Origin of the sequence: Legionella parisiensis (assembly GCF_001467945.1) — a bacterium.
GTDB lineage: Bacteria > Pseudomonadota > Gammaproteobacteria > Legionellales > Legionellaceae > Legionella > Legionella parisiensis.
The window spans coordinates 39,230-51,341 of record NZ_LNYQ01000002.1 but is presented as its reverse complement, the minus strand read 5'-3'; the positions used below and the strand labels follow the sequence as shown (position 1 = coordinate 51,341).

Here is a 12,112-nt window from a genome sequence, read left to right as displayed (position 1 = left end):
ATAATAAAAATATAATTAATTCTTTAATTAACGGTTGTGGAATGGTGTAGATTTATGAGAAAGAAAATTCTAGAGTAAATTGAAGAAGATTAACAAGAAAGGATTCTAACTTAATCGGAAAAACATAAATCTCAATAACTTAAGTGATTAAATATAAAATTTGGGAGGAAAAAACTTGAAGAATCATTTATTATACAGGGCGACATCCATGTTAATTATTTTTTCTTAACAGCAATACATTATAATTAAAGGTCTGAAATATTGGCAACTTATCATGGGTGATGCAATTGTGGCTGTAACGTAGAGGAATTACTATATGACTATTATTGATGCAAGACCTACCTGTTTTTATCATCCGATAAAAGTCATTTTTTTAGATGATAACAGAGCATTTTTGGATGCGTTAGATTTAGAATTTGGCCAAAAGTTTAATATACTAACACTTACAAGCTCAGATATGGCTTTTCATCTTATTGATAACGATTGTCAAGATATCACCCAATCAATTTTCAAATTAATGAATGATGTGAATTTAGATACTACTAATGATCGAGTTATTGGCTTTGATGTTAGTAACATGTTAAATCAGCTTTATCATAAAGCAAGGTTTGAGAATGCACCATTGTTAGTTGTGGACTATCAAATGCCCGGTATTAACGGAATTGAATTTTGCAAAAAAATTAAAGAGAAAAAAATCTTTAAAATTATGCTAACGGCTGAAGCAGATAAAGATACTGCGATAAAAGCTTTCAATCACGGTTTAATTGATAAATTTATACTCAAGACAAGTGAAAATCTATATCCAGAAATTACATTAGCTGTGGATGACCTAACTCAGCGCTATTTCAGAGAGTTAACAAAAAATATAGTTAATGCGTATGAAAACTCCATTAATAATTTATTTGATAATGAATTATATCAAAAATTATTTGCTAGTGTTCTAATACAAGCACAGGCTGTTGAGTATTATCTAGTTGATAACTCAGGTAGTTTTTTATTTCTTGACAAAGACGCCAAACCTACATGGCTTATCCTTAGACACGTAAAAGAGCTGTCAGATCAATTAGATTTAATGCGGGGATATGAGCTACCCGAACAGACCATGGCCGCTGTTACAAAAAAAGAGAAAATATTATTCTTGTTATCAGAAAAAGAATATAAAAAACCAATAGCTGAGTGGATTAACTATTTATTTGATGCGCAAAAGCTAGATAACAATTACTACTACAGTATTACCAAAGATCATTTAACTGATTCTATAGATTGGGGAAGGGTGGTTTCATATTCCTCATATCTAGCAGAGAGATAATTTGTCACAATTATTCATTAAAAAGAGATAAAAAATAATTTTCAATCTTTGAAGTTTGCTCACGTATAGCGCTCATAGAATATAAAAATTTTTCCATCTGCTTTTGGTTAATATCGACGGTATCCATTGACTGTGAAATTGTATTCATGAAACTCGAAGCAGATTTTGTCATGCTGTTGATGATAACAATTGAGTTTAAAAAATCGTGTTTTAATTTATCTTTATCCGTAGAGTTCATGTTGAATTCCCGTGTGCAAATTGAAAAGGTGGCTCTTTACCAACAATTGTTTTAATCCATGGCACTTGGCGAAATCGATCTCGCGAATGGCCAGTGGCAAGATGAACGTCAATAAACCCCTTATCAAAAAGGAGTTTTGCGCAATCCTCGCCTCTAACATTGTTTCCTAGATCTGAGTCAATATAAATAAGAGTATTCTTACAATAATTATTTATTTCATTTACGAACTCATCAAATGACGAATAGGTTGAAATACTTTGTCCAGCCTCTTCAGCCGCAAAGATCCAAGTCATTCGCATCATTTCATCATCATCAATAAAAACCACCGTATTTATAAGTTCTTTCTCTGGAGTCTCAATAATTTTAATATAAGGTACATAAGATTTTGGTATGATTTTAACGCCAATATTTTCACATCGATTTCGTATAGCAATATCTTCAAAGCAACTGGTAACTAAAATAGCTTTACCATTTAAATTAAGCTCTTCAATCACATCTAAACCATTTTTAATATCAGCGAGCAACTCATAATCCACTAAATATAATATTGGAGTTTTTGGATCAACTTTATACTGAACTAAGTCGATCGCGTTATAAAAATGAAACATTTTAACGTGTGAAATATTTGAAAACCGTTCATTCCATGCGTCATGGATGGATATATCGTCATCTAATACGACAATATTAGTACCATACCTAATATTCATTGAGTCACAGAACCAACTAGGGGGGTTAGACCTAATTAGAGTGATATGAATTTTTGTCCCAACTTTTTCTTCAGAGTGAATATGCATTGAACCATTGATCTGCTCTAAATATTGTTTAGCATAAGATAAACCAAAACCAGCACCAGTTTTCTTATTAAAGCTAAATCCTTGCTCTGTAACCTTTGGCAAGATATCGGGAGGAATGCCGCAGCCATTATCTTCAATAATAATTTCGACATGCGTAGTATTGCATGTTAGAGAGATAATAATAGAGCCATTAGAATTAACTGCCTCAATACCATTATTAATGAGATTAGATAGAACGCGCTTAAAAGAATCAGGGTGTATCTTAGAAAAACAATTATATGAGTGGTCGGACCCAAGTAAGTTGATTTGGATTTTGGTTGCGTAATATTCATATCTTTTTTCTGCAACGATATTATCTAAAACTACAAATATTAATTCTGGAGAATTATTCATATATATTTCACTACTTTTACAGTCAAGCAAATTATTTTTAGATTGTAAGAGTAGGTTATTAGCAATATCATTGATTCTTTTAGCTGCATTTCTGATCATAATGCGTTTATTTTCAGGAATCGATGTTACATCTGATAGTGCGGTGTTTATTGCCGCTAATGGTGATCGGATATCGTGAGCAACAAGCTCAGCAATATTTTTTCTTACCTCGTAATAGGCTTTTTCTTTCTGTAAATTGATTATTTCTCGATGTTCATCAATAAATTTATTAGCAATTTGTCTATATTCATTAATTTCAACTTTTGCAAAATCAACAGCATTATTACTTTGATGTGATGAAATAAAATCAAGCAAGTATTCGGTATTGTTTGCTATTTTTTTTCTCATAGAAAGGAATAGAAATAAGAAATTAAAAAGAAATATTCCAAGTACGATCAATAAAATTAACAAAAGCCCATAGGACACTGGCAAAGTATAGATAGAATTATATTGCTTACTTGCAACCACCGAGCCCAATATCTTTTCATCATTTTTAATTAATGTTATACCGGAAATTTGCCCATTATCTTTTTTGCATAGAAGGTAATTATTTTTGCTGTTTTCTTCGCAAGTACCTACATCTTCAATTTTATTTTTTAAAGGAACAAATTTTATTGAGTCTAGTTTGCGTTCATTACCTAAATTGTATAGGACTAAATCAAGAGCATCCTTATTATTAAGAAGCTGATATCTACCAATTTCATCAGTGGTAAATGAGTCATTAATAATTAAATTTCTGGAAAAGACACTCATCTGATTATGAAAATAATCTTTTGCAAGCATGAGTATAAATCCAAAAATAATAAATTGGATTAGAGCAGAATATGCCATTTTCTTGATAAAAATTGCTTTGATTGAAGAGCTTTTATTTTTCATAAGCATATCCATTGCTATTAACTGATAAAATAACGTAATTGGTCGATCGATAAAATTGACCATTATTTAAATAAGCCCCGGTAATGCCAATATAATCAGTACTTAATATGCTGTTTGTATTGACGATACCGGTTCTATTCAATGCTTTCAAAATAATCTTCATCGAATCATAAGTGTATGCTGCCAATACAGTGGGTTTTTCATGGAATTTTTGAATATAAATATTTTCAAATTTAGTTAAAGCATCATAGGGCTGTATAAAATCTAAATTGCGGATAAAATGAGAGTGAATTACTTTATCATTTAGTCGCATAAAAAATGTTTGACTAACTGAAGAACCAAAGTTTTCTGTGCCAATAAAAACAGTGCTATGGTTATTCATAATATTGGCAATTTTTGCTGATGCTATTGCACCTGACAATAAAAAAACATATTGATATTTTCGTTCATTCAAAAAAATGCTCAATTTTCCCTCTATATCGCTGTCATTTTCTAGAAAATCAAATGTAGAATATTGTACGTGTTCCTTTTTTAGAATGCTGGAATACACTTCCTTATACTTTAGCATCTCATCACGGTTAATTTCCGTTATAAGCAACACGTTGTTTATATTTTTATAGCGCTCATGTAAGTAGCTCATCATTTTTTCAGCTTGGTAATTATAGCTTGGCATAAAGATAAAAATATTCTTAGGTAATTGATCAGAGTTGGTGGTGCTAGCGTAGGAAGTAAAAATAGGAATGGTGTCATTTTTCTGTTCTTTTACAGCTAATAACAAGTCTGATAGATATTCAAACCCAATAATTGCAGAGCAAGAGTCATTTACCATTTGATTATAAATATGCATTGGCTCCAATGGTCTGTTATTATAAAAATAACTCTTAATCACAACTTTGTTAGAGAGATCATTTTCTTCTTTGGCAAGATATGCTGCATTTAAAAAAGACTGACCATATGATTTTAAATTTTCTACAATCCTACCGGTCAAACATATTTTAATTTTAGATTGTGCGTGAACAACAGGGGATATTAGTATAGAAAACAATAAGATGATTGCCTTAGAGCTATTTAATAAATTCATTTAAAAGCTCACTAAAACGATCATTCTCTTCTAGATGTGGGTAGTGAGACGATTTATTGAAAGTTATAATTTCATGAATGTTCGACAATGCTATTTGGTGTCCGTTCATGACAAAATCGTGAAAACCATTTATCCATAATTTACGTATTTTAAGCTCATTAATATTAACAGAAAAATTGGCTTCTTTTGAATAAAGATCTTTTCTTACACTGATAAACGTGTTCATATCCAATGGTAGATTGATCTTTTTCTGTGCATTTTGAACCAAATTATAATATTCTAAATTGGCCCAATATAAATAAGGTCTGTCTTTATTTTCTTGGAAAACTGGAGTTAATTGTTCTGATAGTTCCCAGATTTTATTAAGGTCAAGATTATTAATTTCATTTAATATTTTGTTATATAACTCTAAATTACTTTTTTTCAGATAGGATAGGTCTAGCATTAAATTATTCAAACGAGGTGTTAGTATTGATTGAGCGGTAGAAACAAAAACACCAGGGATGGTCGACTCATAATTTTTGTAGTAATCAAAAAGAAGTTTTGCACCATAACTATGTCCAATCAAAGCATGGATGTTAAGATTAAAATGGTCATCAAGGTATAGAATTATTTTTTGCAAATCATTTATATTATCTTGCTGTAATACTAACTTTTTAATTTTATTAGATTTACCGCAATTTCGTTGATCATACAGAATAATATTGCACTGGAGAGAATTAAATAAATTATGATGATCAATAAGATACTCTATGGTTCCACAATTGAGACCAGGGCCACCATGAATGAAAAGAGCATAAGGTAGACTCGAGCTTTTAGTAAATCTGATTATATAAAATTCTTGATGTGGCAAAATATCTTTTTTGTAAGCTTTCATTAGTAATTATTTTCTCGAAATATTCTGCGGATCCATACAATTGGGGCTGCAAATTTAATGGCGGTATTTTTTATTTCTTTTTTCACTAATGTAGTTTTTTCATTTAAACAAACTAAGTCATAGCGAGCTGGTTCTTGTCCATGCCTTAAGATCCTGACAAATACTTCATCATTGTCCGCAATAATAATACAATCTTTGCCAATGGCACTCTCAATGTTGTTGACTATTATACCGCCAACATAATTCCCAGGGTATAAGAGAGGGATCATGCCATCATCTTTTATAACGGTGTCAATAGAGTGTTGTAGTTCTCTGAATAGTAGTAATTCTTTAGCTATGTGGCTTTCGTCACCCTCTTGGATATCTAAATCTTTTGTGATTTTTGTGGCATTTTTACCAATGCCATGCATTAACCATGATTCTGTGCAATAAATATTTAACTCTTTAGCTCGTTTAACGATTTTTACAGCCCCCTGCTGGGATAAACCTCCTCCCCATGCTAATTCCCATCCTTTTAATGATTGAGCAGTAAAATTAGAATCGCGACAAAAATCTTCTCGTGTAAAAGACAGGAGATGCTCGCGTATGAATCTTATTCTCTTGCCCCGAGACTCGGGGGATGAAACATTGTCTATTACAGGATTGCTCATATTTAAATAATTCAGTCAGGTGCATGTTTATTCTATGATATACCAAAATGGTTAATAAATCTTCGTAAGAATTTACCAAAAAAATAGTATAAAAAACATCAAAATACAATGCGTTATAGCATATTAGGTATGACAAATCATTATAAATTTACCTTAATGGTAAAAAAATTATTGTAATTTTTACCATTGGCTGATAGTCTTATCTAATAAATTAGATAAATAAAAGGATTTGTTGATGAAGTTTGATGTTGAGTTATACATTAATGCTAGGAAACAAATAGAAAAAAAGTTTCAATTATTACCCTATGGTCCTAGATTAATTATTTATGAACTATTAAATCTTGCAAATCCTCTTACGGGAATTGTATCTGACATTAGTTATCGTGATCTATCAAGATCCTTAGAGATTAAAACCGCTCCAGGTCGAATCAACAGTGGTGTTCCATCTAAGCAAACCATCAGAAATTTCATAAAGTCTATAGAACATGAGTGTAGCGAATACTTTCAAGTTATAACTGAAGGGCAAAATTTAAAATTTATATTCCCAGAGGTCCCTAAGATCTATAATCAATTGATTATAAAGAAAGAAGTTAACACAGATCTTAATTCACCTAAATCCCTTATAGATTCTGATAGAGAAGGAGATTCAGAGGGAAAATCTAACATAGAAGTTAACAGAGAAGCTAACACACTAAAGAGCTCTGCAAAGAATATTAATATATTTAATATAACTAACTCAAACAAACAAACTGAAATTGCGAGCAATGATTTTTGTTGCAGCAAAAAACCAATTTGCGATGACTTTTACCCAAACACAAAAACCATCGAAATGGCATTTTCCATGGGACTAACCAAAGTAACTGACAAAGAAGAAATTCAGGCGTTTATCAAGCACAACAAAAAACAAAACACTCTATGGGCTGACTTTAATCCAGTATTCATTAACTGGCTTGAGCGAGATGCCCAATACATGCAAAAACAACTACAAAAGGCACAAGGACAATTAAGGAGTCATCACAATGAGCGTGGTACAAATCAAAGCACTCTTAACCAAACAGCACTTGAGCGAGTCAGCGAACATCATGGCATTTCAATCGACTCACTCTGGGACACCTCAGGCAATGAACTCAACTCCGGTTCATTTATCGAAGGAACACTTGTCCAGCCTCTGGATGAAGCTGACTGCAATATACGGGCAACTTTTTATCAGTAAGCATGGAGTGAATGATACAGGAGTTTGGTTTGCTGCACTTAAAGATTTAACTCCAAAAGCATTAGACAGTGGTGTGGAGCGATTAATGACATTGAGTAAAGGCGACAAGTTTTGTGAATTTCCACCCAATTGCCTGCAGTTTCGAGCTTTGTGTCTTGGCTTTTATAGTGATTTGCGCCTGCCTTCTGCTGCCGAGGCGCATAGGGAGGTTTTAAACAGCGCTTATTCAACGAACCCAAACTGGAGTCATGCAGTGGTTAAATTTACTGCCAAAAGACTGGGGCTTAAATTTCTGGAAATTGATAATGAAGGCCATTCTTTTGCAGTATTTAAAGAGGCATATGAACGGGTATGTCATTTAATGAGACAAGGACACCAGATCCCGGAAATTAAAGAGAAGGTGCTGTGCACTTTGCCTCAATCAAAAGACATTGCAACAACACACCTTGCGAAAATTCGCCAGTTATTGGGAGTTGCATGATGAAACAAATTCCATGTTTAAAACTGTTTACAAAGGAAGAGCTGTACTGTCTTTTAAACGCCTGCTCTGAGTCATTAGCTCTGGCCTATCAGGAAATCCCTGAATGCGATTTCTGGCACATTGCAATGGAGGCACGATTGGCATGCGAAGCGCTTCGATTCGAGATTGATTCACAAAAAAAAGAATATTCAATTCACTAACCAATAAAAGGAACACAGCATGTTAATACTTACACGTAGAATAGGCGAAACCGTACTAATCAATGATGACATTTATATCACCGTGCTCGGTGTTAAGGGTAATCAAGTCCGCTTAGGGTTCGATGCACCACAAGATGTAATTATTCATCGTCAGGAAATACATCAAAAAATTAAAAAAGAACAATCTCTGTTTTTAAATAAGCCTGGTCAGTGGAAGGAAGCACGGGGCGTACAGACTCATTAACCATTCAAATCACCATACTAACGAGTTAAGGGAATAATATGAAACCATGCATTAACCAGATACAAAAGGCAATTACCACTTTAGCTTTAACTGGATCTTTTGCCCTGTTGGTGAGCTGTGCTGCAACATCAACAGTGATCGAACATCGTAACTTAGAAACAGATACAAAACTCAGCCAAACGATTTTTCTTGATCCTGTGGCTCAAAGTCAAAAAACGATTTACATCACAATTAAGAATACTTCTCAAGAGTCATTATCCATTGATAAGTCACTAAAGCAGGCATTAGAAGAACATGGCTATAAAGTGGTTGGAAATCCATCCAAAGCCCATTACCTGCTGCAGGCCAATATTCTTAAGGTGGGAAAAATGAGCGCGTCTGCAAGCCAATCCGCGCTAGGTGGCGGGTATGGCAGTGCATTGGCAGGGGCAGCAACAGGAACTGCACTGGGTGCATTAAGCGGTCATTCAAGCACCATGATTGGTGCAGGTATTGGTGGGGGAATTATTGGTTTGGCTGCAGATTCTCTAGTCAAGGCAGTGAATTACACGATGATTACCGATGTACAAATTTCTGAGCGCGTTGGAAAAGGTACTGTTCATGAGCAGTTTAATTCCAACCTTCAAAATGGCACTGCATCTGGAACCACACAGACATTGAGCAAACACAGTGATTACCAACGCTATAGAACGCGGGTGGTATCCAATGCCGATAAAGTCAATCTGAGTTTTGCAGAAGCACGACCCGCATTGGAACAAGGTCTGGTAAAAACATTAGCGGGCATTTTTTGATGCAGCCTGATTAGAGCTTCATGAAAAAAGTGCATAGGATTTAAAAAACAATAATGAGTTAAAGAGGGAATAGTAATGAGAATCAATGTAATAGCAGGACTTATCATCACCGCACTGGGTTCACCCTGTGCTGTTGCAACCAGTTCGAATCACTACGATTTAGAAAGACCAATTTTTGATACGTCTTATCAACTCAACCAGATTGCCAAAGAAAACAATTCCGATTTATGTTCTGGAGATGTCGCAATTGCTGCAGCCTACCTGGAATCAGCAGGAGCCCAATTGCAGCATCATAAAAAAGACAGTGCAGTTGTTTCTATGGCTTATGGATACAATGAATTAAAAGCAATCAGCAATGTAAGAAGCTACTGTACACATTTATCACCGAAGGTAAAACCCTATCTTGCACGAGTTATTGTGATGAAAAGTGAACTTGAGAACATCAACATACCAGAAACAGACCAAACATCGGACTAATTTTAAAAGCTTAAGTTCATAACAAAAATAAAAGGAGCGCTCAATGAACCCAATTAAAACACTCATGCTGTCGATGACCCTCATCGTTGTGAGTGGAGTTATTCATGCAGAGCCCACAACACTGCCTGAAAACAATTTTAAGATTAATCAGAATCTGACTGCCGTTTCAACTGAAAATGATGAACAGGATGTCGAATATTTTAAACACATTCTTTCCAGTGGAGCGCTTTTTACGCTTTTGCTAGCAATGGATAAGGAGGTTCCTGACATAGCAAAAGCAGTTGAGTATGTGGCTTTGTTCAAAAAACTGGATTCTGCAAATCACCTACTGACGCAAATTTTAGTTGAACTTAAAAAGAACAACCACCTATTAAGTCAAAGCATGCTTGATAAAGGAGTAACCATGGATGGATAAGCGCTCTTTATAAAACCACAAAAACACGATTCATTAAATAAAAAGAATAAAAAATGAGCACAAATTGGGGCTCAGGGGGATTTTTTTAACCAAAAAAGGAGAATGTGATGAACTATAGAACAGCAATGAACGATTTGAGCATTAAAGGATATCTGTATGCCAGGCAGCTGCTCCCTTTTTTAATGATTGGTTTGGCACTGTTGTGTTTGATGCCAGACTCCTGTTTTGCTGCTGAGAATCGGCTTTCTGGATTAAAAGAGGAAGTAAAGGCAACCTTTGGAGCGGATTCAGATCTCCCTTATTTTCTTTTGTTAGCAGAAGGGCTTGCAGGGGCTTATGCCTACATCAAAACCAAAAATATCGCAGTCCTTGCGGGTGTTCCTGTATTGATGGTGTTTACTCACTGGGCATTGAAATAATGGCTCGCAACTACCAAACCTTTATGCTCTCTGATGAGCCTAAAATTGCGGGTATTCCTGTTACCACAGGCCTGCCCATTTTTTTACTCACGGGAATTGGGCTTTTAACAGGACTTGCCTATCAGCTTTTTATGATAGGCGCAGCCCTAAGCGTTGCGATGCATATCAAGTATGGAGGACTGCCTCTGCGGAGTCTGTTTGCCATCGTATACTGGTCGCTGCCTCACAGGTTAACGTCCCTTGTATTTCGAGCTTTTCCCGATTCTGCCAACCGAATTTATATCAGGTGATTTAATGGATACTTCATTTCGTGATAATGCGATTGCAAAAAACAGACTGTTATTCAAGCTGACACTGATTTGGGCGCTATCGAGTACGTTTGCAATTATTGTCCTTTGCGCCTTAAATTTTTATACCTTACTGCATAAGCAGGTTCACTGGCTTCCAGTGTGTACTGGTCTAGAGTTTAGCATTGGTGATAAAGGCTATTCACCCGAATACCTGAAAGAAATGACGCAGAAAGCTGCTGACTTACGCCTGACCTACAATCCTGAGACCATTGATGCACGCTACACCATGCTGTCTCATCTGATTCCAGCGAAATACCAGGAATCGTTTTCCAAACTATTGGATGCCGAGCGAAAAACAGTACATGAAAAAAATGTAAGCTCAGTTTTTTATGTTGAAAAAGTATCCGTGGATGTCTCTAAAAATCAAGGTCAAATCGAAGGGCAATTGTATCGCACAAGCCATGGGCTTCAATTAAAGCCACAACACAAAATGTATCGAGTGCAGTTTTCACATCAATCAGGCCTTTTAAATCTTGTGTCCATTCAGGAGATACACCATGACTAACTCAATTTATGATCAAGTTAAAAAAAACATTCTTCTTATAAGTTGTTTGTGCTCAGGAATTGTTTGTGCAAGCACAGCTCCTTCGGTCATCGCTTTTGAAGAAGGAGAGCAGTTTAATCTGACCTTATCGAGTATTAACTTTAATCGTGTGTTTGTTGAAGGGGAATCGATCACTAAATTAAGTTACCCAGAGCATGCTATTACAGTAGATAAAAGTGAGATGGATAACCCTGAAAGCACGGATTCTTCGGTGTATATAAAGCCCAATTTTCAAGTTCCCATTACCCTGTTCCTAACTACAGATAAAGGACATCACGTATCACTTACCCTGACACCTGATGAATCGGTTGGAAAAACCTTAAGGCTTGTGCCGCGCGCTCAAACAAAATTGAAATTTGTGAAACTGGATACCCCTGATGCCAGTGAAGTAGATGAGGCAATCGCTGCCATGAAAGCAGGGGAGACCCCCAAAGAATTTAATGAGAAACGAATTACTCCACGTTCTTTTTACATTAAAAAAAACATTAAGGTAACTCTTGAAAAACAATATCAGGGGAAGCGTTTCACCGGCTTTATCTATCGGTTAGAAAATACATCAAATCATGAGCTGGCGCTTACAACCGCCTTATTTGCCCATAAGGACGCAGAATCCCTGTCATTAAGTGATGAGGCGCTCCCACCTAAAAAAATCGCTTATTTATATGGGTTATACAGCAATCAGGGATAAACCAGAAGCTGCTTAAAATGAGTTGGAAGGAGA

At 35.1% G+C, this 12,112-nt stretch carries 17 protein-coding genes; 12 read left to right on the top strand and 5 right to left on the bottom strand.

The features are described from left to right. Positions 1-316: 316 nt before the first annotated feature. Positions 317-1,309 (top strand): response regulator, encoded by a 993-nt coding sequence (locus Lpar_RS00340; protein WP_014845164.1) that lies wholly within the window; start codon positions 317-319, stop codon positions 1,307-1,309. Positions 1,310-1,319: 10 nt separating this feature from the next. On the opposite strand, the gene Lpar_RS00335 is transcribed toward Lpar_RS00340, so the two are convergent. From Lpar_RS00335 to Lpar_RS00315, 5 genes are read right to left on the bottom strand one after another with little or no spacing between them, the layout of a single operon-like run. After that, positions 1,320-1,547 carry a hypothetical protein gene (locus Lpar_RS00335; RefSeq protein ID WP_019350432.1) on the bottom strand — a complete coding sequence of 76 codons (228 nt, stop codon included), beginning with the start codon at positions 1,545-1,547 and terminating at the stop codon, positions 1,320-1,322. Then, positions 1,544-3,649: a sensor histidine kinase gene (locus Lpar_RS00330; protein WP_041174156.1), complete on the bottom strand. Its 2,106-nt coding sequence runs from the start codon at positions 3,647-3,649 to the stop codon at positions 1,544-1,546. Before Lpar_RS00330 ends, Lpar_RS00335 begins: the two co-directional genes overlap by 4 nt. Next, positions 3,639-4,730, bottom strand: a complete 1,092-nt coding sequence (locus Lpar_RS00325; RefSeq protein ID WP_014845162.1) for an ABC transporter substrate-binding protein — start codon at positions 4,728-4,730, stop codon at positions 3,639-3,641. Before Lpar_RS00325 ends, Lpar_RS00330 begins: the two co-directional genes overlap by 11 nt. Further along, positions 4,714-5,607, bottom strand: a complete 894-nt coding sequence (locus Lpar_RS00320; protein ID WP_014845161.1) for an alpha/beta fold hydrolase — start codon at positions 5,605-5,607, stop codon at positions 4,714-4,716. Before Lpar_RS00320 ends, Lpar_RS00325 begins: the two co-directional genes overlap by 17 nt. Beyond that, entirely contained in the window at positions 5,607-6,257 is a 651-nt protein-coding gene (locus tag Lpar_RS00315; protein WP_014845160.1) for a helix-turn-helix domain-containing protein, read from the bottom strand. Before Lpar_RS00315 ends, Lpar_RS00320 begins: the two co-directional genes overlap by 1 nt. 235 nt (positions 6,258-6,492) lie before the next feature. Between Lpar_RS00315 and Lpar_RS00310 the strand changes: the two genes are divergently transcribed. The 11 genes from Lpar_RS00310 (at position 6,493) to traK (ending at position 12,079) form a co-directional block, all read left to right on the top strand. Then, positions 6,493-7,470, top strand: coding sequence for a hypothetical protein (locus tag Lpar_RS00310; RefSeq protein ID WP_014845159.1), 978 nt, complete (start codon positions 6,493-6,495; stop codon positions 7,468-7,470). 7 nt (positions 7,471-7,477) lie between these two features. Next, positions 7,478-7,951: a hypothetical protein gene (locus tag Lpar_RS00305; RefSeq protein ID WP_223499707.1), complete on the top strand. Its 474-nt coding sequence runs from the start codon at positions 7,478-7,480 to the stop codon at positions 7,949-7,951. Beyond that, positions 7,948-8,151, top strand: a complete 204-nt coding sequence (locus tag Lpar_RS00300) for a hypothetical protein (protein WP_014845157.1) — start codon at positions 7,948-7,950, stop codon at positions 8,149-8,151. The genes Lpar_RS00305 and Lpar_RS00300 overlap by 4 nt, the downstream gene beginning before the upstream one ends. A 19-nt stretch (positions 8,152-8,170) precedes the next feature. Further along, positions 8,171-8,395, top strand: coding sequence for a carbon storage regulator CsrA (gene csrA / locus Lpar_RS00295; protein WP_014845156.1), 225 nt, complete (start codon positions 8,171-8,173; stop codon positions 8,393-8,395). Positions 8,396-8,433: 38 nt separating this feature from the next. After that, positions 8,434-9,186 carry a complement resistance protein TraT gene (locus tag Lpar_RS00290; RefSeq protein ID WP_014845155.1) on the top strand — a complete coding sequence of 251 codons (753 nt, stop codon included), beginning with the start codon at positions 8,434-8,436 and terminating at the stop codon, positions 9,184-9,186. A 75-nt stretch (positions 9,187-9,261) separates the two neighbouring features. Further along, positions 9,262-9,663, top strand: a complete 402-nt coding sequence (locus Lpar_RS00285; protein ID WP_014845154.1) for a hypothetical protein — start codon at positions 9,262-9,264, stop codon at positions 9,661-9,663. A 43-nt stretch (positions 9,664-9,706) separates the two neighbouring features. Next, positions 9,707-10,078 carry a hypothetical protein gene (locus tag Lpar_RS00280; RefSeq protein WP_014845153.1) on the top strand — a complete coding sequence of 124 codons (372 nt, stop codon included), beginning with the start codon at positions 9,707-9,709 and terminating at the stop codon, positions 10,076-10,078. Positions 10,079-10,185: 107 nt separating this feature from the next. After that, positions 10,186-10,497, top strand: coding sequence for a type IV conjugative transfer system pilin TraA (locus Lpar_RS00275; protein WP_014845152.1), 312 nt, complete (start codon positions 10,186-10,188; stop codon positions 10,495-10,497). Continuing rightward, on the top strand, positions 10,497-10,787 hold the full coding sequence (gene traL / locus Lpar_RS00270; protein ID WP_014845151.1) for a type IV conjugative transfer system protein TraL: 291 nt from the start codon (positions 10,497-10,499) through the stop codon (positions 10,785-10,787). The genes Lpar_RS00275 and traL overlap by 1 nt, the downstream gene beginning before the upstream one ends. Before the next feature lie 4 nt (positions 10,788-10,791). Further along, entirely contained in the window at positions 10,792-11,352 is a 561-nt protein-coding gene (locus Lpar_RS00265) for a TraE/TraK family type IV conjugative transfer system protein (protein WP_041174155.1), read from the top strand. Continuing rightward, positions 11,345-12,079, top strand: a complete 735-nt coding sequence (gene traK, locus Lpar_RS00260; RefSeq protein ID WP_014845149.1) for a type-F conjugative transfer system secretin TraK — start codon at positions 11,345-11,347, stop codon at positions 12,077-12,079. Before Lpar_RS00265 ends, traK begins: the two co-directional genes overlap by 8 nt. The last annotated feature ends 33 nt before the right edge of the window (positions 12,080-12,112 follow it).